The sequence below is a fragment of the Pseudomonas sp. LBUM1661 genome, from assembly GCF_059695925.1.
The window spans coordinates 3892381-3918297 of sequence record NZ_CP166794.1 but is presented as its reverse complement, the minus strand read 5'-3'; the positions used below and the strand labels follow the sequence as shown (position 1 = coordinate 3918297).

Annotated in this window: 26 protein-coding genes; 17 read left to right on the top strand and 9 right to left on the bottom strand. The window is 58.0% G+C overall.

Annotated features, from left to right (window positions below):
- Nucleotides 1-147: 147 nt before the first annotated feature.
- The 6 genes from salA (at nt 148) to ACA057_RS17825 (ending at nt 6876) form a co-directional block, all read left to right on the top strand.
- The gene (gene salA / locus ACA057_RS17850) at nt 148-1431 is read left to right on the top strand and encodes a salicylate 1-monooxygenase (RefSeq protein ID WP_497340932.1); all 1284 of its coding nucleotides are present in this window, start codon (nt 148-150) and stop codon (nt 1429-1431) included.
- Between the two features lie 72 nt (nt 1432-1503).
- A complete protein-coding gene (catA, locus tag ACA057_RS17845) occupies nt 1504-2442 on the top strand; it encodes a catechol 1,2-dioxygenase (RefSeq protein WP_277588306.1) in 939 nt (312 codons plus the stop codon).
- 42 nt (nt 2443-2484) lie between these two features.
- Nucleotides 2485-3633, top strand: a complete 1149-nt coding sequence (locus ACA057_RS17840) for an NAD(P)-dependent alcohol dehydrogenase (protein WP_277588307.1) — start codon at nt 2485-2487, stop codon at nt 3631-3633.
- Between the two features lie 28 nt (nt 3634-3661).
- Nucleotides 3662-5113 (top strand): aldehyde dehydrogenase, encoded by a 1452-nt coding sequence (locus ACA057_RS17835; RefSeq protein ID WP_497340931.1) that lies wholly within the window; start codon nt 3662-3664, stop codon nt 5111-5113.
- Nucleotides 5114-5232: 119 nt separating this feature from the next.
- A complete protein-coding gene (locus ACA057_RS17830; RefSeq protein WP_497340930.1) occupies nt 5233-6156 on the top strand; it encodes a SphA family protein in 924 nt (307 codons plus the stop codon).
- 165 nt (nt 6157-6321) lie between these two features.
- Entirely contained in the window at nt 6322-6876 is a 555-nt protein-coding gene (locus ACA057_RS17825) for a cytochrome b (RefSeq protein WP_497340928.1), read from the top strand.
- A 26-nt stretch (nt 6877-6902) separates the two neighbouring features.
- Here the strand turns inward: ACA057_RS17825 and ACA057_RS17820 are convergent, their stop codons facing one another.
- From ACA057_RS17820 to ACA057_RS17795, 6 genes are all read right to left on the bottom strand, one after another.
- On the bottom strand, nt 6903-8423 hold the full coding sequence (locus tag ACA057_RS17820; protein ID WP_497340926.1) for an MFS transporter: 1521 nt from the start codon (nt 8421-8423) through the stop codon (nt 6903-6905).
- Between the two features lie 11 nt (nt 8424-8434).
- The gene (locus ACA057_RS17815; RefSeq protein WP_497340924.1) at nt 8435-9625 is read right to left on the bottom strand and encodes an HlyD family secretion protein; all 1191 of its coding nucleotides are present in this window, start codon (nt 9623-9625) and stop codon (nt 8435-8437) included.
- A complete protein-coding gene (locus ACA057_RS17810; protein WP_497340922.1) occupies nt 9622-11130 on the bottom strand; it encodes an efflux transporter outer membrane subunit in 1509 nt (502 codons plus the stop codon). Before ACA057_RS17810 ends, ACA057_RS17815 begins: the two co-directional genes overlap by 4 nt.
- A 127-nt stretch (nt 11131-11257) precedes the next feature.
- On the bottom strand, nt 11258-11878 hold the full coding sequence (locus tag ACA057_RS17805; protein WP_454866860.1) for a TetR/AcrR family transcriptional regulator: 621 nt from the start codon (nt 11876-11878) through the stop codon (nt 11258-11260).
- A 158-nt stretch (nt 11879-12036) separates the two neighbouring features.
- Nucleotides 12037-12645 (bottom strand): alpha-ketoglutarate-dependent dioxygenase AlkB family protein, encoded by a 609-nt coding sequence (locus tag ACA057_RS17800; protein ID WP_497340920.1) that lies wholly within the window; start codon nt 12643-12645, stop codon nt 12037-12039.
- 153 nt (nt 12646-12798) lie between these two features.
- Nucleotides 12799-13134: an ArsR/SmtB family transcription factor gene (locus tag ACA057_RS17795; RefSeq protein WP_248691463.1), complete on the bottom strand. Its 336-nt coding sequence runs from the start codon at nt 13132-13134 to the stop codon at nt 12799-12801.
- Nucleotides 13135-13193: 59 nt separating this feature from the next.
- On the opposite strand from ACA057_RS17795, the gene ACA057_RS17790 reads away from it, so the two are divergent.
- The 3 genes from ACA057_RS17790 to ACA057_RS17780 all read left to right on the top strand — a co-directional run bounded on the left by ACA057_RS17790 (nt 13194) and on the right by ACA057_RS17780 (nt 16701).
- The gene (locus tag ACA057_RS17790) at nt 13194-14285 is read left to right on the top strand and encodes an NADH:flavin oxidoreductase/NADH oxidase (protein ID WP_497340918.1); all 1092 of its coding nucleotides are present in this window, start codon (nt 13194-13196) and stop codon (nt 14283-14285) included.
- A 341-nt stretch (nt 14286-14626) separates the two neighbouring features.
- A complete protein-coding gene (locus tag ACA057_RS17785; RefSeq protein WP_497340916.1) occupies nt 14627-15283 on the top strand; it encodes a TetR/AcrR family transcriptional regulator in 657 nt (218 codons plus the stop codon).
- Nucleotides 15284-15861: 578 nt separating this feature from the next.
- Nucleotides 15862-16701: a MipA/OmpV family protein gene (locus ACA057_RS17780; RefSeq protein ID WP_497340914.1), complete on the top strand. Its 840-nt coding sequence runs from the start codon at nt 15862-15864 to the stop codon at nt 16699-16701.
- A 70-nt stretch (nt 16702-16771) separates the two neighbouring features.
- Here the strand turns inward: ACA057_RS17780 and ACA057_RS17775 are convergent, their stop codons facing one another.
- Together ACA057_RS17775 and ACA057_RS17770 are read right to left on the bottom strand one after the other, a co-directional pair.
- Nucleotides 16772-17068 (bottom strand): hypothetical protein, encoded by a 297-nt coding sequence (locus ACA057_RS17775; protein ID WP_497340912.1) that lies wholly within the window; start codon nt 17066-17068, stop codon nt 16772-16774.
- Nucleotides 17069-17080: 12 nt separating this feature from the next.
- The gene (locus ACA057_RS17770; RefSeq protein ID WP_497340910.1) at nt 17081-17230 is read right to left on the bottom strand and encodes a hypothetical protein; all 150 of its coding nucleotides are present in this window, start codon (nt 17228-17230) and stop codon (nt 17081-17083) included.
- Between the two features lie 185 nt (nt 17231-17415).
- Between ACA057_RS17770 and ACA057_RS17765 the strand changes: the two genes are divergently transcribed.
- Entirely contained in the window at nt 17416-17730 is a 315-nt protein-coding gene (locus ACA057_RS17765) for a hypothetical protein (protein WP_497340908.1), read from the top strand.
- A gap of 700 nt (nt 17731-18430) precedes the next feature.
- On the opposite strand, the gene ACA057_RS17760 is transcribed toward ACA057_RS17765, so the two are convergent.
- A complete protein-coding gene (locus tag ACA057_RS17760) occupies nt 18431-19690 on the bottom strand; it encodes an outer membrane beta-barrel protein (protein WP_497340906.1) in 1260 nt (419 codons plus the stop codon).
- 423 nt (nt 19691-20113) lie between these two features.
- On the opposite strand from ACA057_RS17760, the gene ACA057_RS17755 reads away from it, so the two are divergent.
- The 7 genes from ACA057_RS17755 (at nt 20114) to ACA057_RS17725 (ending at nt 25909) form a co-directional block, all read left to right on the top strand.
- Nucleotides 20114-20611: a cupin domain-containing protein gene (locus ACA057_RS17755; protein ID WP_497340904.1), complete on the top strand. Its 498-nt coding sequence runs from the start codon at nt 20114-20116 to the stop codon at nt 20609-20611.
- A 47-nt stretch (nt 20612-20658) separates the two neighbouring features.
- On the top strand, nt 20659-21681 hold the full coding sequence (locus ACA057_RS17750) for a hydroxyquinol 1,2-dioxygenase (protein WP_497340902.1): 1023 nt from the start codon (nt 20659-20661) through the stop codon (nt 21679-21681).
- 91 nt (nt 21682-21772) lie between these two features.
- Nucleotides 21773-23236, top strand: a complete 1464-nt coding sequence (locus ACA057_RS17745) for an aldehyde dehydrogenase family protein (protein ID WP_497340900.1) — start codon at nt 21773-21775, stop codon at nt 23234-23236.
- A 9-nt stretch (nt 23237-23245) separates the two neighbouring features.
- Nucleotides 23246-24313: a maleylacetate reductase gene (locus ACA057_RS17740; protein WP_497340898.1), complete on the top strand. Its 1068-nt coding sequence runs from the start codon at nt 23246-23248 to the stop codon at nt 24311-24313.
- 43 nt (nt 24314-24356) lie between these two features.
- The gene (locus ACA057_RS17735) at nt 24357-25232 is read left to right on the top strand and encodes a dioxygenase family protein (RefSeq protein WP_497340896.1); all 876 of its coding nucleotides are present in this window, start codon (nt 24357-24359) and stop codon (nt 25230-25232) included.
- Nucleotides 25229-25540, top strand: coding sequence for a YciI family protein (locus ACA057_RS17730; RefSeq protein WP_497340894.1), 312 nt, complete (start codon nt 25229-25231; stop codon nt 25538-25540). Before ACA057_RS17735 ends, ACA057_RS17730 begins: the two co-directional genes overlap by 4 nt.
- Nucleotides 25541-25543: 3 nt before the next feature.
- Nucleotides 25544-25909 carry a Rieske (2Fe-2S) protein gene (locus ACA057_RS17725; RefSeq protein ID WP_497340892.1) on the top strand — a complete coding sequence of 122 codons (366 nt, stop codon included), beginning with the start codon at nt 25544-25546 and terminating at the stop codon, nt 25907-25909.
- The last annotated feature ends 8 nt before the right edge of the window (nt 25910-25917 follow it).

The following is a 25917-nucleotide window of genomic DNA, read 5'->3' as shown; positions in this document are numbered from 1 at the left end:
CGCAAATTTTCTCGGCCTTGAGGCGGCTCTTGAAAGTGAATTAGTATTCAGGTTGGTGATAGTTTGTATGGGGTTGAGGGCATTTATCAATGGTTTGTGAATAGTCATGATCGGGCTATTCCAAAAACAACACATAAGGTTTCCCCCATGAGTAGCCCTCACTCTGTCTTGCAAGTGGGCATCGTCGGCGGCGGTATCGCTGGCGTCGCCTTGGCACTGGATCTTTGCCGTCATCAGCATCTGGATGTGAAATTATTTGAAGCTGCTCCCGCCTTCGGCGAGGTCGGCGCAGGTGTGTCCTTTGGTGCGAACGCCGTCCGCACCATCGAAGGGCTGGGTATCGGCAAACCCTACGAACTCATCGCTGACCGCACCCCGCAACCGTGGCAAGACATCTGGTTTGAATGGCGTCGAGGCGTCGATGCCGGTTATCTCGGTGCCAGCGTTGCCCAAGGCGTCGGTCAGTCCTCCGTTCACCGCGCAGATTTCCTCGACGCCTTGGCAACGCAATTGCCAGAAGGCATCGCCTGCTTCGACAAACGTGCGGTTGGCGTCCATGAGACGGGGGACAGGGTCAGCGTGCAGTTCACTGATGGCACGGACTATCAGTGCGACCTTCTGATCGCCGCAGACGGTATCAAATCCTCTATTCGCGACTATGTGCTTCAGGGGCTGGGCCAGCCTTTGGTCGCGCCCCGATTCAGCGGAACCTGCGCCTATCGCGGAATGATCGACAGCGAGCAACTGCGCGCCGCCTATCGCACTGCCGGTGTTGATGAGCACCTGATCAACGTCCCGCAAATGTACCTGGGACTCGACGCCCACATCCTCACTTTTCCGGTCAAGCAGGGCCGATTGATCAACGTGGTTGCATTCGTTTCTGATCGCACCGACCCCAATCCGGTATGGCCGCAAGACACACCTTGGGTCAAAAGCACGAGCCAGGCGCAGATGCTGGAAGCGTTCTCCGAGTGGGGGGATGCCGTTCGCGTGCTGCTCGAGTGCATTCCCGAACCTACCCTCTGGGCACTTCACGAATTGGAGGAGCTTGCAGGCTATACCCATGGCCGCGTAGGGCTGATCGGTGACGCTGCCCACGCCATGCTCCCCCACCAAGGGGCCGGGGCGGGGCAGGGGCTGGAGGATGCCTGGCTGCTCGCGCGACTGCTGGGAGACTCTCGGGTGCTTCAAAGTGATGCCCAAAGCGTGCTTGAGGTGTACGACGCTATCCGCAGACCTCGCGCCTGCCGTGTTCAGCGAACGTCCTGGGAAGCCGGCGAACTCTACGAGTTTCGAGACCGTCAGGTCTTAGACCAAGAACCCCTTCTGTCGACAACCCTGGCCAGTCGTTTCGACTGGCTGTGGAACCACGACATGCAATCGGACCTGGCAGAGGCTCGCACCCGACTCGGGTGGGTAGAGGCCATTTGATTGCGTTCCTGCAATGCGCCAGTTCCCAGCGGCTGGCGCGCTACACCCACAATAAAAATAGGTGAAACCTCTATGGCTGTCAGCATTTCCCATACCCCCCCAATGCTTGAGTTTTTCCAGGACGCAGCAGGGCTGAAGAACGCGGCGGGTAACCCGCGCAATAAACAAATCGTGTTACGTATTCTGCAAGAGACCGCCAGGCTCATTGAAGAACTGGAGATCAGTGATGGTGAGTTCTGGGCCGGTGTCGAATACATCAACCGCCTCGGCAAAAGCAACGAGGCCGGGCTGCTGGCGGCAGGCCTGGGCGTTGAGCACTTTCTCGATCTGCTCAATGATGCCAAGGAAGCCGACGCAGGGCGTACCGGAGGCACACCGCGGACGATTGAAGGGCCTTTGTATGTAGCCGGTGCGCCCCTCAGCCAGGGTTACGCCCGGATGGATGATGGCGCCGAAGACGAGGTCGCCACTGCATTTTTTGTGGAAGGACAGATCCTCAATCTGCAAGGCCAGCCGATTGCGGGGGCCCTGGTGGACCTGTGGCAAGCGGACAGCAAGGGCAACTACTCCCACTTCGATAAAAGCCAATCCGAATTCAATCTGCGCCGACGCATCGTGACCGACGCCGACGGTCGTTACCGGGTCAGGAGCATCGTCCCCTCGGGCTACGGCTGTGATCCCCAGGGTCCGACCCAGGAGTGCCTCAATCACCTGGGCCGACATGGCCAGCGCCCGGCGCATATCCACTTCTTCGTGTCCGCTCCGGGGTACGAACATTTGACCACCCAGATCAACCTGTCCAACGACAAGTACCTCTGGGATGACTTCGCCTACGCCACCCGAGATGGATTGATCGGCGAGGTGCAGTTCATCGATGACCAGGCTTTGGCCGCTGCCCATCACGTGCCCGGACGTTTTGCGCAAATGACCTTTGATTTCCAGCTGCGTCCGGCAGCCAACCCTGAAGCGCAACAGCGCAGCAATCGCCCGCGTGCCTTGCAAACCGCGTAAGTCGAAGCAGCATCCCCCGAAACTATTCAAGAGGATAAAGACATGTCCCAAAGCACCCTTACCCCTATCGAAGTCAACGTTGCCGTATTGCGTGAAGCCGGTGGCAGGCTCCAGCTCGAGCGTGCAGAGCTGGCGGTTCCGCGCGCTGATGAGGTCCGTGTGCGTATCGTCGCGACGGGTGTTTGCCACACCGACATGGTCGTGCGTGACCAGCTTTTCCCCACGCCGTTGCCCATCGTCCTGGGTCACGAAGGTGCGGGGGTGGTCGAGTCGGTGGGCGCTGCAGTCACCACCATCGTGCCTGGCGATCACGTGGTCATGACCTACATGTCCTGCGGCTTGTGTCTGCCCTGCGAAACCGGGCACCCCGCGCATTGCTCCCATATGCACCCGCTGAACTTCGGCGGTGGGCGCCTCGATGGCAGCACGTCTACCTGCAGCTGCGACACCGCGGCTCCGATACATGACCACTTCTTCGGCCAGTCGTCTTTTTCGACTTATGTAATTGCCAGTGAACGCAGTGTGGTGAAAGTGTCGAAAAAGGCACCACTCGAGTTGCTCGGCCCGCTGGGGTGCGGCATTCAGACGGGCGCGGGTTCGGTACTTAAGGCTTTGCAAGTGGAGGCGGGAGCCAGTTTCGCGGCCTTCGGTGCAGGCGCAGTAGGCCTGGCGGCGGTGATGGCGGCCAAGGTGGCCGGCGCCACCACCATTATCGCTGTCGACGTTACGCCGAGCCGCCTGAGCCTGGCGCTTGAAGTGGGCGCCACCCACGTGATCAACAGCCGTGAAGAGGACCCTGTCCAGCGCATCCGTGAGATCACCGGCGGTGGCGTGAACTACAGCCTGGAATGCTCCGGGCGCGCGGAAGTGTTGCGTCAGGCCATCGACGCGCTCACGACGCTGGGGACCTGCGGGATTGTCGGGGCAACCAAGATGGGCACGGAGGTGGCGTTCAACATCAACGACGTGATGATCCCCGGCAAGCGAATCATGGGCATTGTCCAGGGCGATGTGGTGGCCAACGCCTTCATTCCCACCCTGGTCGATCTGTACCTGCAAGGTCGCTTCCCGTTCGACAAGTTGTGCCGGTTCTACACGTTTGACCAGGTCAATGAAGCGATGGCCGACAGCGAAAGTGGTATCACGATCAAACCGATTCTTCGCATGCCGGCCGCGGCCGACCTGGCGTGATTGTTCAGGCTCATTAAAGGAACCCAAGATGAATGTTCAACTCGTAATCGACAATATCCCGCAAGATGCCTCGGACGGTAAGACCTACCAGCGTGTCGACCCTGTCAGCGGCAAGGTCGTCACCACCGGCGCCGCCTGCAGCGTCGAAGACGCCCTGCGTGTTGCGGCCTCTTCGCAGCAGGCGTTCAAAACATGGTCGAAGGTCGGTCCTACCGAGCGCCGTCGTCTGCTGCTGGCGGCAGCCGATGCCCTGGAAAACAAGATGGAGCTTTTCTGCAGTGTCATGGCTGAAGAGATCGGTGCTTCGCAGCTGTGGTCGCAGTTCAATGTGGGGGCTTCCGCCAACCTGCTCCGTGAAGCCGCTGCGCTCACGACGCAAATCAAGGGTGAAACCCTTGCCACCGACAAACCCGGCACTTTATCGGTAACCCTACGCCAGCCCGCCGGTACGGTATTGAGCATCGCGCCGTGGAACGGCCCGGTCATCCTCGGCACCCGATCCATCGCCTACCCATTGGCGTGTGGCAACACCGTTATTTTCAAAGGTTCGGAGAACAGCCCGCGCACCCATGAGCTGCTGGCGCAGGCCTTCTATGAAGCGGGCTTTCCGCCCGGCGTGTTGAACTTCATCATCTCTGCGCCCGAAGATGCCGGCGCCTTGACGGAAGTGCTGATTGCCCACGATACGGTTCGCCGAGTGAATTTCACCGGTTCGACCAAAGTCGGCCGGATGATTGCCCAGACCAGTGCGAAACACCTCAAGCGCTGCCTGTTGGAACTGGGCGGCAAGGCGCCGTTTATCGTGCTCGATGACGCCGACCTGGATGGCGCAGTCAATGCCGCAGTGTTTGGCGCCTTTCTGTACCAGGGGCAAATTTGCATGTCGACCGAACGGTTTGTCGTCGACGAAGCCGTGGCGGACGAGTTCGTTGCAAAGTTTGCGCAGCGTATCCGCGGTCTTGAGCAGGGTAGTCCGGTGACCAACCCGGCCAGCATTGTGGGCCCGATGATTTCCCAGGGCTCGGTGCAGCGCATCAACCAGTTGCTCGACGATGCCATCGGCAAGGGCGCGACTATTGTTGCCGGCGGGCTGGCGGAGCAGGCGCAAATGGCGCCGACGCTGGTGGACCGTGTGTCCTCGGCAATGGAGATCTACGATGAGGAAACTTTCGGCCCGGTAACCACGGTGGTGCGTGTCAAAGGTGCCGAGCAGGCGCTGGAAGTCGCTAACGACACAGCGTTCGGCCTCTCATCGGCGATTTTCAGTCGCAATGTCAGCCTTGCCCTGGACCTGGCCAGCCGGCTGGATGCCGGTTGCGTGCATATCAACGGTGCAACGGTGCAAAACGAGCCTCAGGCACCCTACGGCGGCATGAAGAACAGTGGCTATGGCCGGTTCGACGGCAGTGCCGTTATCGAAGAGTTCACCGAAGTGAAGTGGGTCACGGTCGAGCCCTCCGACCAACCTTATCCATTCTGACGTCAGGCCACGGTGACCGGCTCTTAGGAGTCGGTTACCGACACTCTTCACTTCACGACGACACCTTGTGTTGCGGTAAGCGGTGCCTGTGTGTCTTCAACAAATCCATGGTTGCGACAATGAATAATAAAAATACCTATGCAGCTGTAAGCCTCCTTAGAAATGTTCCTTGTGCGATGGCTGGATCCGCGTTGGCAATTTTTTTTCCCGCGGTGCAAGCCACCGAAGGAGGAGGGTCGTCGTACCCAATGGGGGCGGAAAACTACATGACCGGCGCCATGCCGCCGCCTGGTTTTTATGGGCAAATTTTTGCTGAAAGTTATCGCGCTGATCGTCTTCTCGATAATCGAGGGCAGCGGGCGGTTGACGACTTTCATTTGAGTGCAGATGTGATTGCGCCAAGGCTGATTTGGGTCACGGAGCAAAAAATTCTCGACGGGGCGCTGGCATTTCACGTCAACGTTCCATTGGTTGATCTAAGGGTGGAGGTCAACGGCCAGCATCAAAACAAAACGGGGCTTGGGGACATCATCTTTGGTCCGGCTCTGGGGTATCACTACAGCGAAAAATTTCACGCGATTTATGCAGTTGACGTCTTCGCCCCAACCGGGCGTTACGATCGCGGTGACCTGGCCAATATTGGCCGCAACTACTGGGCGTTTGAACCCATCGCGGCGTTTTCGTATGTTGATCCTGCGGGGGTGAACGCCGACATCAAGATGATGTATGACTTCAATCTGCGCAATGCCGCTACTGACTATCGCTCTGGCCAGGAGTTGCATGCCGACTACTCCCTGGGTTGGGGCTTCGGCAATGGCTGGGTGGTTGGGGTAGGCGGTTACGTCTACCGCCAGACCACCTACGATCATCAAGACGGTGACCGCGTTGAGGACAACAAGGGGCGCGCGTTTGCCATCGGCCCTTCGATCAAGTACGCCAGTTCTGCTGGCTGGTTCGTGACCGCAAAGTGGCAGAAGGAGAGCGAGGTGCGCAATCGTCCGGAAGGGGAGGCTTACTGGCTCAAACTGACCGTTCCCCTTTAGCGATGGTTCGCGCATCGGCCCCATTGCCGTTGGCTAAACAGTAGAGATTTTTTCTACACAGCGGCGATTTTCGCGGCGTTTATCCCTGCTGGAAAGCCCTATAGGATCGCGTTGCGCGCGCCTCTGGCGAAACGCATCAGGTACTTTGAAAGCAGGGATAAATCGATGACGGTATCAAAAACCGACGGCTACACCGGCACTGCCAAGTGGTTGCACTGGGGCATGGCCCTGATATGGCTCGGCAGTTGGGGTGTGGGCATTCTGGCCACCCATTGGCGTGACGAACTCAATCCACATCATGAGCTGACCTTTCTGCATAAGGCTACGGCCAGCACTTTGCTTTTTCTGGTTGTGGTGCGAGTCTTCTGGCGTTTGTTAAAGCGCCCGCCAGCCTTTCCGGTGAGCATGAACCCACTGATGAGGCGTGGTGCAGCGTTGGGACATATTCTTCTGTATGCGCTTGCACTGATGGCTTTACCACTGTCGGGCTGGTACTGGAGTTCGGTGGCCGACAAACCCATTCTCGTCGCCGGCCTGTTCATATTGCCGCCATTGGTTGCGCCCAATCCCGATCTCTATGATTTAGCCAAACTCGTCCATACCTGGATCGCGTGGTTTTGCGGCGCGCTTGTCGGCGGGCATGCGCTGGTGGCTCTCAAGCACCATTTTGTCGATAAGGACGACATTCTGAATGGAATGCTGCCCAAGTCGAGGGGCTGAGCGTCAAGGCGTTCGCACCGCAGACCTCACTTGAAGGTCTTCTGCATCATGGAAACGACCAGTGCAATACTGGCGACTATGATGACAGCCCAGAAGTACTCCATGCTTGCGACCAGGGTTGATTGTTGGTGCAGGGATTGGGCAAGTGTCGATACCGAAATCTGACTGGCTGGGCCCGCACCTACGGCAGGTGTGAGTGCCTGAGCCAGCAGTTGAGTCTGTTCCAGATAGAGCGGATCGCCTGAACTGAAATGCCCGTTGAGATTGTTGTATTGCAGAGTGGTGCGCCATTGCAGGAACAAGGTGGCAACGGTTGTGCCAAGTGCCATGGCAATCTGCGCCAGCATACTTTTGATCTGATAGGCGTGGGCGAACAGCGTTTCATGGTGTGTCACATCGCGAAAAGTCTGCATGGCCGCTGTGGCGAGTACAAGCATCACGAAACAGCCGTTAAGCACCAGTGCAGGCAGGATGTTTGACCACATATTGGCGTCGGGGGTCAGGGATGACAACAACACGCCAAAGCAGATCAGGGCACTGAAGCCCGCGACGAAGAACTTCTTCGGAGCTGGATACTTTGGAATGACGATAGCCATGACGATCCATGTCAACAGCGCACCAGCCAAGCCGAAGGCCTGGAACGTACCGATGGTGTCCCAGGAGTAACCCAGTGCCGTTTGCAGGAAATACGGCAAGATGTAGTTGTTACTGCCCAGCACAATGTAGGTGAAGCAGAACAACGCAACTCCGAGGATGTAACGAGACTGCATCAAGTCCTTGACCTTAAGGAAGGGCGCCTCTTTACCGTGTTCGGCGTGGAAGAAGATGTACACGCCCAAGGCGGCGAGCAGCGCGAAGGTGAGGAGGATGAACATCTCGTTGTAAAAATCGTAGTAGGAGCGCTGAAGCACATACAGCAGGAAGAAAGTGCTGACGGATAACAACAGGATGTTAGCCGGGCTGGAGGGCGTCCGGTCATCCTCGTGAATAGGTATGTTGGGTAAAAAACGTGTGCAGAGAACGGCCGCTACCGACGCACCGACAATCAGTAGCCAGAAGATCGCGTGCCATGTGTCCTCGACGACTGCCAGTGATGAAAGAAAGGGCGCCGCTGCCGTGCCAATGGCCAGCCCAGTGGCGAATACTTTTACCCCGACGAATCGCCCGGGCCCCGGCGGGAGCAGGTTGACCATCAGGCGCGCTGAGGTCATGAACGATGCGCCTCCCAGCGCCATGACCACGCGGCCGGTGGTGAAGGTAGTGAGGTCACTGCTGACGCCGCACACGAAGGCCCCCAACACGTAAATGCTGATGGAGCCCAGCATGAAGTTGCGCCAGCCGAGCCGTTCCACCAACCAGCGTTGTTTTGAGATAACCACCACGGCGATACACGCATAGAGCGCCGCAATCAGCGTGAACTCTTCAGGGCTGGCGTCGATCTCACCGCGGATGGGGGCCGAGGCAAAGGCGATCATGCCGGCCTGTAGATACTCCAATGCGCATAGCAGCCCTACGGTGATCAACAAGGCGGCGTTTTTCCGGTACATGAAAGACCCCGTCAAGGTTTCAGATGCTTGGCATATCGGCCACGGTCATCGTTGGCGCTGATCACTTGCTCCACAACGTCATTGGCATCCGTAAGCTCGTTTTCAAAAATATTGGTGCTGTAGGCCGGTTGCGCGGGTGTCTTCTTGTTAAGCACCTGCCCGCTGGTGTCGGTGGTGTCAACGGACACACGCATGGATAGGCCGAGACGCAGCGGGTTGTCGGCGACTTCCTGCGGTTGCAGGGCGATTCGCACAGGCACGCGCTGGGTCACCTTGATCCAGTTACCTGTTGCGTTCTGTGCCGGCATCAACGAAAACGCGCTTCCGGTGCCAGCATCCAGACCTACGATGGAACCGTGAAATATCACCTTGCGGCTGTAGGCATCGGCACGCAGAACCACTGGTTGGCCTATGCGTAAATCCTGGATCTGCGATTCCTTGAAGTTGGCGTTCACCCACACCTGGTCGATTGGCACCACCGACATCAGGGCCACGCCTGGATTGATTCGCTGACCAACCTGCACACTGCGTTTGGTGATTACACCGGTAACCGGCGAGTAGATTTGGCTGCGATGCAGAGAAATACAGGCATCGCGCAAATTGGCGGCAGCCACCAGCACATCGGGGTGGGTACGTAGAGTCGTGTTATCGACCATGGCCAGGCGAACCGCCAGTGCATGCCGGGTACCGTCCAGGTCCGCCAAGGCGTTTTTAAGCACCTTTTCGGCATGGCTGATCTCTTCGCGCGAAACAGCGCCGCTGGCGGCAAGCTGACTGCGTCGGCGTACATCATCCTGGGCCTTGGTTACGTCGTTTTGTCGTTGGCTGACTTCAGCCTCCAGTTGTTGCACCTGGTAATACTGGGTGCGAGCCTGGCGCACGGCGCGGGCAAGGTTGGATTTAGCGCGCTCGAATTGGATCTCGGCATCCACAGCATTGAGCGTGACCAGCGGCGAATGGGCATCGACATGGTTGGTGTTGTCGCCACTGATCACCGTCACGGTGCCGCTGACCTGAGAGGTCACCTGAACGATGTTGCCGTCCACATAGGCATCGTCGGTAGATTCGGTACCCAGTCCCAACAGGTACCAGATGCCCAAGGTCGCCATTAACAGCACAATGCCCAGGATCAGCAGCAACTGAGGGCGATAGGAGGCTTTGGGTTGAGCAGGATCGACGGGGGAGGACGTTTGGGTGGTCATGATTTATCAGCTACGGTTGGGAGTGCAGGGGGGTTGCTGGAGAACTCGGGGCGATAGCCACCGCCCAGCGCCCGGCTCAAGTTGGCTTGCAGAGAAAGCGCACGGGACTGCAACGCGACCAATTGACTTTTTTGGGTCAGTGTCGCGTTCTCGGTTGCCAGCACTTGCAGGTACGTGGCCAGCCCCGCGCCATAGCGCAGGTTGACCAGATCGGACGCGGCCTGGGCTGTGTTGACCGCCTCGAGTTGTTGGGCCAGTCGCTCTTTTAACCAACGCAGCGAAGACAGTTGATCGGCGATGTCACGTAGCGCGTCGATGACGGTCTGGTTGTAGTTTTCAACGGCGAGGTCGTAAGCCGCATCCTGAGCATCCAAATTGCCGCGCAAGCGTCCACCCTCGAAGATGGGCAGGCTGATCGCCGGCGAAAAGCCCAAAATTCGACTGCTGTGGTCGTTGAAGGTGTCGAACGCTAGGCTTTGCAGGCCAATAAAGGACGTGAGGTTCACGTTTGGGTAAAACCGGGCTTTGGCCACATCAATCTCATGCCCCGATGCCTCTACGCGCCAGCGTTGAGCGACTACATCGGGACGGTGCCCGACCAGCTCGGCAGGAATCTGGCTGGGAAGCGCGACGGTGTTGCTTGCCTGCATGTGCGGGCGTGCGATCGAACGTCCACGGTCAGGTCCCTTGCCCAGTAAAGAGGCGAGCTTGTTCTGGTTCAGCTCAATCACTTCTTTGTGGGCGGCAATGTTGGCCCGGCTGGCGGGCAGCGAGGCTTGGGATTGCTTGATATCAATTTGCGTGCCCAATTCGGCGGTAAAGCGTTGCTGTGTCAGCTTTTCAATGTGGACTTGCTGGGCCAGTAACGCCTGAGCAACATCAAGTTGCTCATAAGTGTCCTGCAAGGCGATATAGGTTTGCACGATGGACGTCGATAGCATCAGCGCAGCCGCGTGGCTGTCGACCTCAAGCGCATGTCGACGCCCCACGGCGGCTTCAACGGCAGAACGATTTTTACCCCAGAAATCCAGTTCGTACCCAACATTCAGCGTCGCTTGGTCGACATTTTGCCAGGTGCCTTTGACAGGCGCAGGCGTAGTGCCGTTAGCACTGAAGCGTTCGCGGGTGGTGCTTGCCGCTGCGTCAATACGTGGCAACAGCGAGGCGCTTTCGATGGCCTCCAGGGCGCCGGCCTGGCGCACGCGAGCGGCGGCGGAGCGCAGTGTCGGACTATCTGCGAGTGCCTCTTCAACCAAAGTGTTGAGCTGCGGATCGTTGAAACTGGTCCACCAGGTTTCGGTTGGCCAAGCGGCAGGCGATAACGTGATGCCGCTATCGGCCAAGGTTTCACCGGCATCCTCGGGTGAGAGCATTCTGGACTGCGGCCTCAAGTCGCTGAAAGAGCAACCGGCAAGCAGGATCAGCAAGACAGCGGCTGACGCTTGGGCGGCAAAGGAGCGTCTGGATCGCACGTCCGTAAACTCCTCATTTTTTCGACTGTTCATGAACGGTATTCTCTGGCGTAAGGATTGGCGGGCAGAAATGAAAAAGTGACGGGTTGTGAGTGCGATTTAGTCAATAAACACTGTTAGTGTCGTTATGGGCAAAAAAAAGAACTGGACCTTCTGACGACTATTGAATTCTAAGGCCCTTGACGATCACCGCGACTGAATTGTCTATGTCATCTAGGTTTTCCAGGTTCGCGGTGATCAGATGCAGCCAGGACATGCCTGTGAGCATCGAGACGGCGACCTCCACGGCAGGACCGTCGACAATTTCTCCTGCGCTCACTGCTCTGGCGAATATCTTGCGCAAAGTACGTTCGCGACGCGGTAGAAACTCCTCTCGGAATTCCGCAATGGCCTTTGAATCCATCTGAATTTCAATGAAGAAACTGCGGAGGGTTTCCCCGGCGCTAGACGACTGCCACCAAGTCCAAAGAGAGCGCAAATGCACAATCAAATCCTGCTCCAGATTGCCGGTGTCGGGGGAGGTGACGAAAGTCAGCGCGGTGCGCTCGTAAACATCTCTCAACAAAGCGCCTTTGCTGCGCCACCAGCGATAGATGGTAGGCTTGCTTGACCCGGCACGCTCGACCAGCGCATCCATGGTAAACGCCCGATACCCTTGCTCTTCAAGAATAGCGGCGGCCGCTTCCAGGATGGCCTCGGTGCTTTGCGGGCTGCGCACCGCGCCAATCGAGGAACGGCTGCGGGGTTTGGCAGGCGTGGACTTGGTGGGCTTTTGGGTCATGGGCTTGGCGATGCTCGAAATCGGCTGGTTAATGCTTTGCGGACTCTATAGAAACTGGCAGTGTTTATACAATAGCGTTTTTCCAAGGCAACGCAGCTAGCTGATGGTCTGAGGGGCTGCTTGCCGGTGGGCGCGACGATGAGTTGAAAACGTGCAGACTACGGGAACCGTCTGAACGTCAGGCTGATACGCGGGGAGACCACAGCGTTGGTTTTCGTCAGTGCATGAAGCCAATATTGTTGCGTATCCCCTCGCATCACGATCAGTTGTCCATGGTGCAAAGCCATTTCCCTACGCTCACCGGAGCTCTTGTGTTTGAAGGCAAACTTTCGAGTTCCCCCCAGACTCAATGACGCGATCACAGCGTGCTCACCCGTAGCCTCACTGTCGCTGTGCCATCCCATTCCTTGGGTGCCATCCTCATAACGATTGAGCAAGCACGAGTTGAACGTCGTTGCGGTTAAGCGCTCAACCTGGGCTCTGAGCGAGTCGAGGATTTCGACATCCCATGGCAACGATTGTCTCAGGACACCGGAATGGACGTAGCGTGATGGGGTGTCTGCATACCACGCCACTTGGCGCCTGGTTTCGATGACGTTGCCATTGATGAACGCCGTATCGGCCTGCCAGGCAATCTCTGATATCAGGCGTGAGAAAATAACATCGGCTTCTATCATGCTCAGGACAATGCCGAAATCGTTCACGACACCACCCGAAGGAAGCAGATTTAGATCCTCGGGTCGAGTCAGAAATAGGTCTGCTTGCATGGGGCGTCCATTCGACGATCAAGAAATTTACAGAGTGGCTTAGAGAGCGTACGGCGGACCGGGCATCAATTTAATGGGCAAGGAATAAGCTTCACCGCCGTCCGCTGCAATCGTCGGGTTGCTTCTTGTGGCGGCATTTGCCGGAGGTCTGGCTTAGTGCTGAGAAAGAATGGTCTCGAGCAATCCGGGGAACCGACAGCCAAGCACGTCGGCACGCAACGAATTCATATGCGTAGTTCCCACGCTACGGGTGTGTACAAGCCCTGCATCCCGTAATACCCGAAAGTGATGAGACATGCTGGATTTCGGACGTCCCCCGTCCAGTTCGCCGCAACTTGCCTCGAGAACCCCTGCGAGGCAACGAACGATTTCCAGGCGAACAGGGTCACTCAAAGCGTACAGCACGCGTTCGAGAATCAGGTCTTCGGTATTTGGGTGTTTGAAGGCTCGCATGACTCGAATAATAACAGGGCTATCGCTCATTACCATAGTTCGATTAACATCGAACAATCGAATGAAATTGTCTCTTCGTTTTCTGGAGCTCTCCCATGTCTGCATTGTTCGAACCCTTCAAACTGAAAGACGTTACGTTGCGCAACCGGATCGCCATCCCACCGATGTGCCAGTACATGGCTAACGACGGCATCGTCAACGACTGGCATCACGTCCACCTCGCAAGTTTGGCCCGCGGCGGCGCTGGCTTGCTGGTTGTCGAGGCTACCGCTGTCGCGCCTGAAGGCCGTATCACGCCAGGTTGCGCGGGGATCTGGAGTGATGAGCATGCGCAAGCCTTTGTCCCTATGGTGCAAGCTATCAAGGCCGCAGGCTCCGTACCCGGTATCCAGATTGCCCATGCCGGTCGTAAGGCCAGCGCTAATCGCCCGTGGGAAGGCGACGACCATATCCCCGCTTCCGACGCTCGCGCTTGGCAAACCATCGCACCATCGGCCATCGCTTTCGGCGCTCATCTGCCGAACGTGCCGCGCGCCATGACCCAGGAAGACATCGCCCGTGTTCGCCAGAACTTCGTCGATGCTGCCCGACGTGCCCGTGACGCAGGTTTTGAATGGATCGAACTGCATTTCGCTCACGGTTACCTGGGCCAGAGCTTTTTCTCCGAACATTCCAACCAACGTACTGATGCCTACGGCGGCAGCTTCGATAACCGTAGCCGTTTCCTGCTGGAAACCCTCGCCGCGGTTCGAGAAGTCTGGCCAGAAAACCTGCCGCTAACCGCGCGTTTCGGCGTGATCGAATATGACGGACGTGATGAGCAGACCCTGAGCGAATCTATCGAGCTTGCCCGTCGCTTCAAGGCCGGTGGGTTGGATTTGCTGAGCGTCAGCGTTGGCTTCACCACTCCCGACGCTAATATCCCCTGGGGTCCGGCGTTCATGGGCTCAATCGCCGAGCGCGTGCGTCGCGAAGCCGGTTTGCCAGTGACATCGGCCTGGGGCTTTGGTACGCCGCAACTGGCCGAAGGGGCGTTGCAGGCCGGGCAACTCGATCTGGTGTCAGTGGGGCGTGCGCACCTGGCCGACCCACACTGGGCGTACTTTGCGGCTAAGGAGTTGGGTGTTGAAAAGGCCTCCTGGACACTGCCTGTACCCTACGCTCACTGGCTTGAGCGCTATCGTTAAGGTGTAGCCGCACGTGGGGGGGCTGGTTTTTTCGCGCACACGAAGCTTGAAAGCCATGCCGGCCCACAGCGGCAACACATGGATGTCTTAGCTCGCTGCCCAGGCTAGGAATGCAGGGGATGGAAGTAGAAAATTGAGCGTCCGCAAAGCTTCGTGGTCTAGACTTGCACACTGGCATGTCGCCCCTCTTGGGATTCTGCACGGTGTATAGCGTTATGCGCATGTGTGTTATCAATGATCCGCAAACTTGATAAATGCGCAGCCAGGTTTCTCTCGCACACAGTTAAAAACCCCGTCGACACGCTCTGCACGACGGTCTGACTCTTACACGACAGGGCAGCATGAAGAAAACAAATCCGACAGCGCTCGAACTCCAGTCTGAACCAAAAAAGAAAAGGACGCGTCTGCTCCCCGAAGTTCGTCGCCAGCAAATTCTCGACGCGGCGCTGATTGAGTTCAATGCTTTGGGCTTCACCGGCGCCAGTATTGCCAAGATTGCCGAGAGGGCGGGAATCTCGAAGGCGAATGTCTATGTTCATTTCGCTAGCAAGGACGACATGTTCGAAACGCTCCTTGAGCAATTGATGAGCCGCTCGGAACGTAACTGGAGTCAGTTGCAGAATCTCACCAGTGCCGATGACCTTATCGAGCGCCTTATCGACTTTGCCTACAGCGGGCTTACCGATGACACGGTTGCGATTGCCCGGCTGCTTATTACCGAGGGCCATCGTGTGCCGCACTTGCTGGCGAAGTGGGAGGCCAAGAACATGCATGGTCGTATGGATCGCCAGGCACTGATCGATGGCTATGTGGCGGACGGCATCGTGAAGTCCAGCCCCTTGACCGACCATTTCAGCCTTGTGATGGCGCCCGTGGTCTATTCCGCAGTGGCGCAAATGGTCATGGGCAAGGATAAAGCGCAACAAGAAATACAGGCGGTCAAGGACTCCCATCGCAAGTTGTTGGCCTTGCTGTTGCGCCCCGAAAGCAGTGATTAGCGGGGGCTCTGCGAGTGCCCCCCAATGAGATTGCAAGCTGACAGTCGAAGGCCCTGGTTTTTCTATGGCTGGTAGCAATATCAGAAAAATTGATTGATCGTGTTGCCCAAGGCAACAGCAACGCTACGTTGTTCAGGATCAACGTCGTAATCGACATCCCCACATCCGGCAATTCGCAACGGCGCAGTCTGTCCAGCGTTAACGGAGCAGCATCTGTAGCAACGTTTGCGGCCGAATGCCTCGCCTATGCGCGCTCAAGCCGCCCATCTTTTTCTCATTAAATCAAATGTCTAGCGTGACCTTCTGGTTTAGCGAACGCTCAACCAGCAGGCCCGCGTTGCCGCAGGCTGCGCGTCAACAAACTGTTCAACCGCTGAAGTCGACAGTGGGTCAAGGCGCCGGCCTTGGGTACTGCCTGCAATATCTGGTTTTAAATTGAGCATTTAATGACCGATCGTTCGGTAGTAGGCTTTCAGCTAATGACCGATTGGTCGTTAATGCGTTTTTGATGAGTGTTTTATGGCGCCTGCCGATCTCCGGCCAGGCCTTCCCAGCAGTCTTCTCCGGACGATTCGACTATGTCATCACGTGCTTTCTCTGCCGTTTCACTCAAGCTCGTTCGCAACCTACCGGCGACCCTGGCCATACTTGCTGCCGGTGGCCTGCCCATGACTTCTGCGTTTGCGCAGACCACAGACACCACGGCCAAGTCATCTGGCGAGGGCCGGTCGGAAGCGGATACCAGCAATTCAAAGTGGGCCATCGGGTTCGCAGGCGGTATGAACTATCGGGTCTATCGTGATTTTGACGCCAAAGTACGCGGCTTTCCGATGGTGACCTACGAGGGCGAATATGTTCACGTATTCGGTTCCGGTGTCGACGTGAAGCTGCCATCGGCAGGGCCTGTGACCTTCCGTCTACGCGGGAAATACATCAGTGAAAGCTACGAATCAGGTGACTCGCCTTTTCTTCGAGGCATGAGTGATCGCTATAGCAGTTTCTGGGTAGGTGGCGTTGCCACCTGGAGAACGGAGTGGGTCAGGCTGTCAGCCGAAGTTCTTACAGACGCCATGAATAACAGCCAAGGAGCTCGGGCAAAACTGCAGATTGATCGTCGATTCGCTGCGGGAGCCTTCGGCGTTACGCCGCGATTGGCAGCCGAGTGGGTGGATAGCAACTATGTGGATTACTACTACGGTGTAACGACGGGTGAAGTGATTGCTGGGCGCCCAGGCTACCAGGGAGCTTCAACAGTCAATACCGAGGCGGGCATACGTATGGATTGGCGCCCGACCCCTAATCACTCGGTGTTTGTTGACCTGGGCGCCACCCGAATGGGAGGGGGTATCCAAGACAGTCCATTGGTTGAAAAGAGCACCCAGTACGGTGTTGGGTTCGGCTATTTTTATCGCTTCTGATCTAAGTGCATCAACGCAGGGCGGCGGGTCTGGTTCCTGATCGAAAGAGGGGAACTAGACCTAATACCAGTCAGTTAAGCTGACTGGTATTTTTATTTCTGATTGGATGCTTCAGCGATTTGAGCCGTATGGCGCGAGGATAAACACGCTCCTCAAGCCGGTGCGGCAGCACGTAGTACGGCGCTGAGGCATGGAGCTCGGCCAGGTACTTGGGGATATTCCCGGAACGGTCGGCCGACACACTGTTGATAAACCCCAGAATCGCCCAGGCGCAGGCGGTAAAGCTCATTTCGCACGGGTAGATGCCCGGACAATGACGGCTCATTTTCACCATCTGATAGCGCAACAAGTTGTAGCCCAACAACACCCCCCACAACTCCTACTCGATCGTCTCGGGCGTCTTGCTGCGCAACGTATAGCTGCTGTAGAACAGCGTCTGTTTCATCTCCCGAAAGCCAAATTCGAGCTCCCGTCGCTGGCTGTACAGGTCAACAATCTTGTCGGACGGGAAGCGCAGCGGGTCGGCCATCGAGGTTAGGATCTGGCAGACCTTGCCCTAGACGGTTTTGCTCAGGAGTCGTGCGGTCAGGCGCTCGTGCAATCCCGGCCATTTCTTGTGAGCCTGCGGCGAAGTGCTTAACAAGACCACAACATCCTGGCGAACAAAACGCTTAACCGCATCGATGTGGTGAGTGCCTACATTGGAGGTCGTCGATGAAAGCCGAGTTCGATATGGCATTGTTTCTGAGCCCGGTGCTCAAAGGTGCGCATGTCACGCGGCAGCGGCACATCAGGCAGGCCCAAAGGATGCACGAAGTGATTCGTGAGCGTTGGAGGTGTGCGACGCCCTGGTCCTGGAAGGAAAAGCACACCAGATGGTTTTTGGAGCACTGTCTGCGTTGCTCTGCACCAGCGACCGTTTACTACTACGAATTAACAGCAGGGTTGATTCGTCGAAGGTGTGAAGGCCGTTCAGCTGACTATCAGCTCAATATGGATAAGCGCTCCCCAAGCCATAATGGCAAATAACCCAAATGCTCTGCTTCAAGCTGACTCTCCCAGGGCCCTCTGCGGAAGTGCTTCGTTGGGTTGAGGGGGAGGAGATCGCTGTTTGTAAGGAATCATAAGCGGGGAGGTAGGAGTGGTAATTAGCCATGAAAATTCGGTCGGTACCTAACATTCTCGCGATTGATCCGCACAAAAGCCCGGTCGAAGCGATAGAGTTGCTGGTGGTCGTGCCAAGGTATGTTCTTAATGCGGACGTTGATCGCCGGATGCCATCGACTTTACCTTTGATTATCTGCTCGCGTTCGTCGAGGAGTTGCAAAATCCTGATGACAGCGCGTGATCGTGGCCGCCATTGAGCGGCGTTATCCTGAATTGGTCACGTACATTTCCTTTAGCACAGCGCTAAGAGCTTCTAGGGAACCTGTCGGACTTTCCGCGAAAACCCTGAGAATGAGCAAAAAAACAACCATAAAATTGATCGCTACGTGAGTTCCAAGGCATCAAGTTTCTGTGACTTGCCTGGAAAGCATGTAGCGTCGCCTGATTTTTCTAAGTCCGACAGGCTCCTAGGATCAATAGAAGCGAGCAGGGGAGTGGCAGCAAGCCTTACGCGACTTGGAGCCGGTGTCTTGATGCGGCGAACGCAAAGCAACTGCGACCTGGTCCGATAGCCTGGCCACTATTTGTCGGGCTAGCGCAAAATAGGTCTGGATGGCTATGTTCAGAAATAATAGAGCACTTGCACCGTCGCGGTAGCCTGCTTGCGGTCTCTGCCATTGCCAAAAGGTTTGTCATCATCGCTGCCGGTAAACCAGTCATATCGGATCTCAGGGCGTAACGATAGATTACGCGTTGCTTCATAGCGAAAGCCCGAGGTCAGCGCGTTGAATGCACCGTGAGCTGTAGACACCGGGAACAGTGCGAAGCCGTCGGGATCCGCGAAATGTTCTGCCCTCGCCGAGAAGATAAGGTCCTTGCGATATTGATAACTCAGAGAACTGTTCACGCCCCACCATTGAGCGCCTGAGAACCGCGGGCCTGTCACGATGTCGACAGTATCAACTTTGCCGTCGCCACTTTGGCGTCCATACACCGCCTCGGCGCCGATTGACCAATGCTGGTCAAGCGCGAACCAGCCATTCAATGAATGTTGCTGCTTGAGTTGGCCATTGGATGAAATCAAACGCGACGTCGGTGCTTGAATATCATCGATGGATTTATTCTGCTCGTCACCAATTAGAAATTCATAATCGATCCAGCCTTGCATGTCGGCTCTGCGCCAACGTATTGCGCCTAGTACCGATTTGCTGTCGTTATTGTCCCTCAGGTTATTCCAGCCCTGCACAATGCCTAGCTCGCCGCCAAGCAGACTTGATTCGGTACTGATTAGCCTCGTACCCAGGACGACACCGCTGACGGTTGCTGGCTCGGTTACAAATGCATAAGTTTTGGTAGCAAAAGCGTTGCGCGCAATGCGGATGTTCGGTGGGATCTCGTAGCCTACCCCCGGTCCGAAGATCCCGGCCATAACGCTGATCCCAGTGCCAACAGGCAGATAGGCCGTGCCAAACAAGTCAGGAAACGCATAGAAGTTTTGCCGGCTTCGCTGAGCTTTGGCCGAGTCTGATGCGCCCGGCTCATTCACTCCCCAGTGCTCATCCCAGCCCGTGGTTCGCGCAAATTGACCGTCGCGACCATAGAGCAACCCGAAAGTGAAACCGAATGACGCCTCGGTAGGCTGCGGTCCCGGTAGTGGCGTAGCGCGCGGAACATAGCTGGTATTAAGAGGCTTTTCGATAAACAGGTTGAAAAAGGACAATTGAAACTTTTCGTCGGCGTATCCCGCCACGGGCAAGTTGGTCAGGCCGCCGTGGCGCTCACTACGGGTCGATGTATTGTTGCGTGAAAACCCCGCATCAACGACGCCATAAATGCGAATGCCGGTGTCTCTTTTCAACTCAGGTATCAGCCAGGTTGCCAAGTCACCTTCTCCCGACTGGGAGGGAGGCGCCGCGCACAGGGTGCACGAAAACATTGCGCACAGCGAAGCGATAGGAATACGCATTAGAGCAATTACCTTATTGTTATTGTTTGTCCAGGGGGTATTGCGTGCGCGACCCGAAGATCGTCTAAAAGGCGGGGGAGTTACTCATGGCTTGGCCCTGTTGTTCTTATAGTCGAGTGCCTAGACGGTAAATTCACGGCCCCCGCACAACAAGTGCAATCTGGGCGAATAGATAATTCGCCGAAAACGAACAACTCGTTCGGCGCCCGAGCGCTTGGTTGGTGCCGGACCACTGTTCGTGTTTCGCGAACAGTCATTTCGCCCATAATGGCCTTGTTAGGGGGGGGGAGGGGCCTTAACGTTGAGCCACTCAAACACAAAAATAACAGGGCTAAGACGATGAGTACTCAACCTGCATTCGAAACAGTTTTCGGCTCGCTGGCGCACTACACCAAGGGCTCTATCGAGCTGGTGACCGGAAAAAAAAGCCACTATGCCTTCTCCAATATCTTCGAAGTCGCCGCACAATCGGCACCCTACGAGAAAGTCGTCGTGGGTCTCAATCTCGGCTATGTGATCGAAACGCTGCGCGCTGAAGGCACTTCTCCCTGGTTCACCTGTGCCCACGACGAGTTCGTCATCTCGGTCGACGGCAGCGTACGCGTCGACTTTCTCAAGCTCGACGCGGCAACGGCCCAAGGCGAGGGCACCCAGCTTGCTGGCGAACTGCCGAAAGGTCGGCCAATGGGCTACGTGCTGCTCAAGCGCGGCCACCAGGCACTGCTACCTGCCGGCTGCGCTTATCGCTTCGAAGCCGGCACCCCCTGCGTGCTGCTGCTGCAAACCGTGCAGGGCGCCCTCAGCGTCGAGAAGTGGGCTGACATCTGCCTGAAATGATCCGTGTTCTGACCTCGACATCACTCCAAAAATAACAGGAGCCAATCATGGCTATGCTCGAAGCAGTTGAAACCGAGAACGCACTGTCGTTTGACAACCTGGTGGACGCCAGCGCCGCCCACCCCATCACCGGCTACAAGTCTTATACGCTGGGTGCCTTCAAACTCTCCCGCGACGAATACTTCGCTCGTATCGAATGGCCGGCCAAGGGTGAGCGTCGCTCGCACCTGATCCCGGCAGACGCTTTCCTGCGCGCCGTCATGCGTGACGTGGCGTGGGGCTTTTTCTACGGCTGGGTCAACTTCGACCACGTCTTTGGTACTCGCAACCTGTACGGCAAGGTCGACATGTACGCGGGCACCTTCAATGGTGTCTTAAAAGCCGCCGGTGTCGACTACACCGAGCAGTTCGAAACGCCGCAGATCATGGCCACCTTCAAGGCGATCCTGCGTGACTGGACCAACGCCGGCTTTGACCCGTTTGCCGCACCTTCCGAAACCGGTACGGCGTTTGGCCGCAAGCACGGTGACAACATCGAGGCAATCGAGCGTTTCCGCGTTGCTACTCGGCGTATGCCAGGTCTGGAAGGGGATTCGCCGTTGCGCGAGGACCTGCCGGTCAACCGCCATTTTGCCGATGTGGCCCAGGACGAGCCCGAAGTACACGCCGCCGAGGGCTTCGAAGGGCAGCTACATGCCTTCAGCCTGTTCAAGTACCTGTCGCGCTCCGACGTTAGCTGGAACCCTTCGGTGACCTCTGTGTGCCGCACCAGTCTGTTCTGCCCGACCACCGAAGAGTTCGTCCTGCCGATTGTGCATGGCAATGACCGGATCGAGTGGTTCCTGCAGCTCAGCGACGAGATCGTCTGGGATATCGGCGACAAGGACGATGGCAATCCTCGTGCGCGGATCACCATGCGTGCCGGCGACATCTGCGCGATGCCCGCCGACATCCGTCACCAGGGTTACTCGACTAAGCGCTCGATGCTGCTGGTCTGGGAGAACGCCACGCCTAACCTGCCTCAGCGTTACGAAAGCGGCGAACTCAAGCCGTACCCCGTCGAATTCTAATCACCGCAGCCCAGCGATTCAGGCTGGGCCGGCATTCCCATACCAGTGCATTTCACAGTGCCTATCCAGGCACTGCAGGGAGTCTTTGCTCATGCAAAACCAATTGTTCATTGATGGCCAATTCGTCCCCGCCCTTGAAGGCGGCGAGATCGATGTCATCAACCCTACCAACGGCGAGCTGATCACACGCATTGCCGCGGCGCAGGCCGAGGACGTCGATCTTGCCGTGGCCGCAGCCAAGCGCGCATTCCCAGGCTGGGCGGCCACGCCGGGCGCTGAGCGGGGGCGGTTGCTGATGAAGCTGGCCGATCGCATTGAGGCTTGCAGCGATGAGCTGGCGCACCTGGAGTCGTTGGATACCGGCCATCCCCTACGTGATTCACGGATCCTCGACGTACCGCGCACCGCCGCCTGTTTCCGCTATTTCGGCGGTATCGCCGACAAGATCGAAGGCAAGGTTATTCCGGTGGATGCCGGCTTTCTCAACTACGTGCAGCGCAAGCCAATCGGCGTCGTGGGTCAGATCGTGCCGTGGAATTTTCCACTGATGTTCACCAGCTGGAAGATGGGCCCGGCGCTGGCTGCAGGTAATACCGTGGTGCTCAAGCCGTCAGAGCTGACGCCGCTGTCGACGCTGCGCATCGCTGAGCTGATGAAAGAAGTAGGCTTCCCGGACGGCGTGGTCAACATCGTCCCAGGCTACGGCCATACCGCCGGGCAACGCCTGGCCGAACACCCCGATGTCGGCAAGATCGCCTTCACCGGTTCTACCGCCACCGGGCGGCGCATCGTCGAAGCTTCCCAGGGCAACCTGAAACGCGTGCAACTGGAGCTGGGCGGCAAGGGGGCCAACATCGTCTTCGAAGATGCCAACCTCGACGCCGCCGTCAACGGCGCGGCCTGGGCGATCTTCCACAATCAGGGCCAAGCCTGCATCGCAGGTTCGCGGTTGTTGTTGCAAGACAGCATCGCCGATGAGTTTCTTGAACGCTTTGTCACCTTGGCCCGGTCCATCCGCCTGGGCGATCCCCTGGACCCGAATACCGAAATGGGCCCACTGACCTCTGCGTTGCACCGCGACCGCGTGCTGTCGTTCGTCGACATCGCCCGCCAGCAGGGCGGCCGCGTCCTCACCGGAGGCAAGGCGCCGAGCGATCCCGCGTTGGCCTCGGGTTTTTATATCGAGCCGACCATCGTTGAAGCCAAGCCAAGTGACCGTGTGGCCCAGGAAGAGGTGTTCGGCCCCTTCGTGACCGTGCTGCGGTTTTCCACCGAGGAAGAGGCGCTGGAGATAGCCAACGGAACGGCCTACGGATTGGGCAGTGGTCTGTGGACCCGTGACCTGCAGCGCGCCCATCGTGTGGCGGAAAAGATCAACGTCGGCATGTGCTGGATCAACTGCTACAAGCGTGTCAGCCCCGGCAGCCCGTTCGGCGGTCTGGGTCAATCCGGTTATGGCCGGGAGATGGGCTTCGAGGCCATTCACGACTACACCGAGGCTCGCTCGGTATGGGTAAACGTCGATGCCAAAATCCTTCCCCACTACCCGCGCTGAGGCGACCTCATGAACGCATTCATCTATCAAGGCACGCCGACCCGAGTGATTTTCGGTGCCGGTAAACTGGCCTGCCTCAGTGACGAAATCCAGCGCCTGGGCGCCCGTCGCGCGCTGATCCTGACCACCCCGGAGCAACAGGAACTGGGCGAGCAGGTCGCAAGGTTACTGGGTGATCGCAGCGCCGGCGTCTATCCCCACGCGGTGATGCACGTGCCGCTGGAAACAGCGCAAGCGGCCCGCGAGGAGGCCGTGCGCCGCGAAGCGGATTGCTGCGTGGCCGTAGGCGGTGGTTCGACCATCGGCCTAGGTAAAGCCATCGCCATGGATAGCGGCTTGCCGATCCTGGCGGTGCCGACCACGTACGCCGGATCGGAAATGACCCCGATTTACGGCTTGACCGAAAACCGTTTGAAGAAAACCGGTCGCGATCCACGGGTCCTGCCCAAGACCGTGATCTACGACCCGGAGCTGACGCTGACTCTGCCAGTGGGTATGTCGGCCTGTTCGGGCATGAACGCCATGGCCCATGCGATCGAAGCCCTGTACGCCGAGGACGCCAACCCGGTGATCTCGTTGATGGCCGAAGAGTCGATCCGCGCATTGGCGCAAGCGCTGCCGAAAATCGTCGACGACCCACAAAACGTCGAGGCCCGTGGCCAAGCGTTGCAAGGCGCATGGCTGGCCGGTATCTGCCTGGGTTCGGTGGGCATGGCGATCCACCACAAGCTGTGCCACACCCTCGGCGGTACCTTCAACCTGCCACACGCCCAGGCCCACGCCATCGTCCTGCCCCATGCGGCGCATTACAACCGCAGTGCAGCGGCCGAGCCGTTGCGCCGCGCTGCACGAGCGCTGGGTGGTGAGCACGCCGATGAAGTGGGGCCATTGTTGTACGAGTTGAACCGTCGCCTTGGCATTCCCCTGGCGTTGGCCGAGATCGGCTTCCCCGAGCAAGGCCCGGCCGAAGCCGCGCGCATTGCCTGCGCCAGCCCTTACTACAACCCGCGCCCGTTCGAACAGGATGCCATTGAGGCACTGCTGACCCGGGCGCTGAAGGGGCAAGCACCGGCCTGAGGGTGGTGCCGCTTTCCAACGATTGCCATACGAGAATAACAAGATGAATAACCTCGACTTGTCTTCCGAGCGCGAGATTACCGCCCGCGCCATCAACAGCTTTGCGCACACACCCGATGCACGCCTGCGCTTTTTGCTGCAGAAACTGGTGGGGTATCTCCACCAGTTTGCCAGTGAAGTCGAGCTCAGCGAGGTCGAGTGGTTGCAGGCGATCCAGTTCCTCACGGCCACCGGGCAGAAGTGTGATGACGTGGTTCGTCAGGAATTCATCCTGCTCTCGGATGTGCTGGGGTTGTCCATGCTGGTCGACGCCATCGAGCACCGCAGTGGCGTGGAGGCGACGCAGAGCACGGTGTTTGGGCCGTTCTACATGGCCGGTATGCCTGAACGGGAGTACGGCGAAAACATGGCGCTGATTCCTGGCAGCGCCTCGCTGATCACCGGTTACGTGCGCGATGCCTCTGGCAACCCTTTGCCGGGGGCCACCCTGGATGTGTGGCAGACCGCGGAAAACGGTCAGTACTCGGGTCAGGATGTCGCGCAGCCGCACGGCAACCTGCGCGGTCGTTACCACGCCGATGAACAGGGACGCTATGCGATTCGTAGCGTGGTGCCAGTGAGTTATCCGATCCCTACCGACGGCCCCGTTGGCGACCTGCTGAAGGCCAGCGGCCGCCATCCGTGGCGCCCGGCGCATCTGCATTTCATGCTGGATGCGAGGGGCCATCGCCGACTGGTGACCCATTTGTTCAACGACGACGATCCCTATATCGATTCGGACGCAGTGTTTGGGGTCAAGGATTCGCTGCGGGTCGTGTACGAACCACGGTCCGCCAGTGATCCCCTGGCCGAGCAGTTCGATATCGGTACGGATTTCCACATCGCGACCTTCGACTTCGTCCTGGAGGCCATGGCATGAACTATTTCTTTGCCATCTTCGCCACTGACAAGCTCGGCCGCGAGCCTTTGCGCAGCGAGATCCGCCCCTTGCATCGCGAGTATCTGCGCGAGCCCCACCCGCATCGCGTGGTGGTGCGCTTGGGCGGGCCGACGTTGAACGGCTGCGAAGGCGCCATGAATGGCACCTTGCTGGTAGTGGAGGCAGGCAGCTTGAGCGAGGCCGAGGCTTTTTTTGCCGACGATCCCTATGCCCGGGCCGGGTTGTTCGAGCGCGTCGAGATCCGGCCCTGGTGCTGGGGCCTGGGTAATCCCCAAATGGGAGCGTGAGCCATGGCAGATATTTGGCTGTGCGCCCTCGATCAGGTGCCCGATGGAGGAGCACTCGGGCTTGAGGCGACGCTGCGAGGCCAAGCCACTGCCTTGATCGCGGTGCGGCGGGGTACGCAGGTGTGGGTCTACCGCAACCGCTGCCCGCATTTTTCCATCCCCTTGGACTATCAACCGGGGTCGTTCAGCACCTACCAGACGCGACTGCTGATGTGCGCGCACCACGGGGCGATGTTTCGTTTCGAAGATGGCCGCTGCATCGATGGCCCTTGCGAAGGTGCGAACCTGGACAGTGTCCCGGTGTACGAGCAGGACGGGTTGCTGTGGTTGGCCGAGGTTCACAACGCACCCGAGCAGGTGCATCCATGACAGGAGAG

Coding starts and splice junctions, on each gene's coding strand:
- salA (WP_497340932.1), top strand. CDS start 148: ATGAGTAGCCCTCACTCTGTCTTGCAAGTGGGCATCGTCGGCGGCGGT.
- catA (WP_277588306.1), top strand. CDS start 1,504: ATGGCTGTCAGCATTTCCCATACCCCCCCAATGCTTGAGTTTTTCCAG.
- ACA057_RS17840 (WP_277588307.1), top strand. CDS start 2,485: ATGTCCCAAAGCACCCTTACCCCTATCGAAGTCAACGTTGCCGTATTG.
- ACA057_RS17835 (WP_497340931.1), top strand. CDS start 3,662: ATGAATGTTCAACTCGTAATCGACAATATCCCGCAAGATGCCTCGGAC.
- ACA057_RS17830 (WP_497340930.1), top strand. CDS start 5,233: ATGAATAATAAAAATACCTATGCAGCTGTAAGCCTCCTTAGAAATGTT.
- ACA057_RS17825 (WP_497340928.1), top strand. CDS start 6,322: ATGACGGTATCAAAAACCGACGGCTACACCGGCACTGCCAAGTGGTTG.
- ACA057_RS17820 (WP_497340926.1), bottom strand. CDS start 8,423: ATGTACCGGAAAAACGCCGCCTTGTTGATCACCGTAGGGCTGCTATGC.
- ACA057_RS17815 (WP_497340924.1), bottom strand. CDS start 9,625: ATGACCACCCAAACGTCCTCCCCCGTCGATCCTGCTCAACCCAAAGCC.
- ACA057_RS17810 (WP_497340922.1), bottom strand. CDS start 11,130: ATGAACAGTCGAAAAAATGAGGAGTTTACGGACGTGCGATCCAGACGC.
- ACA057_RS17805 (WP_454866860.1), bottom strand. CDS start 11,878: ATGACCCAAAAGCCCACCAAGTCCACGCCTGCCAAACCCCGCAGCCGT.
- ACA057_RS17800 (WP_497340920.1), bottom strand. CDS start 12,645: ATGCAAGCAGACCTATTTCTGACTCGACCCGAGGATCTAAATCTGCTT.
- ACA057_RS17795 (WP_248691463.1), bottom strand. CDS start 13,134: ATGGTAATGAGCGATAGCCCTGTTATTATTCGAGTCATGCGAGCCTTC.
- ACA057_RS17790 (WP_497340918.1), top strand. CDS start 13,194: ATGTCTGCATTGTTCGAACCCTTCAAACTGAAAGACGTTACGTTGCGC.
- ACA057_RS17785 (WP_497340916.1), top strand. CDS start 14,627: ATGAAGAAAACAAATCCGACAGCGCTCGAACTCCAGTCTGAACCAAAA.
- ACA057_RS17780 (WP_497340914.1), top strand. CDS start 15,862: ATGTCATCACGTGCTTTCTCTGCCGTTTCACTCAAGCTCGTTCGCAAC.
- ACA057_RS17770 (WP_497340910.1), bottom strand. CDS start 17,230: ATGGCCGACCCGCTGCGCTTCCCGTCCGACAAGATTGTTGACCTGTAC.
- ACA057_RS17765 (WP_497340908.1), top strand. CDS start 17,416: ATGAAAGCCGAGTTCGATATGGCATTGTTTCTGAGCCCGGTGCTCAAA.
- ACA057_RS17755 (WP_497340904.1), top strand. CDS start 20,114: ATGAGTACTCAACCTGCATTCGAAACAGTTTTCGGCTCGCTGGCGCAC.
- ACA057_RS17750 (WP_497340902.1), top strand. CDS start 20,659: ATGGCTATGCTCGAAGCAGTTGAAACCGAGAACGCACTGTCGTTTGAC.
- ACA057_RS17745 (WP_497340900.1), top strand. CDS start 21,773: ATGCAAAACCAATTGTTCATTGATGGCCAATTCGTCCCCGCCCTTGAA.
- ACA057_RS17740 (WP_497340898.1), top strand. CDS start 23,246: ATGAACGCATTCATCTATCAAGGCACGCCGACCCGAGTGATTTTCGGT.
- ACA057_RS17735 (WP_497340896.1), top strand. CDS start 24,357: ATGAATAACCTCGACTTGTCTTCCGAGCGCGAGATTACCGCCCGCGCC.
- ACA057_RS17730 (WP_497340894.1), top strand. CDS start 25,229: ATGAACTATTTCTTTGCCATCTTCGCCACTGACAAGCTCGGCCGCGAG.
- ACA057_RS17725 (WP_497340892.1), top strand. CDS start 25,544: ATGGCAGATATTTGGCTGTGCGCCCTCGATCAGGTGCCCGATGGAGGA.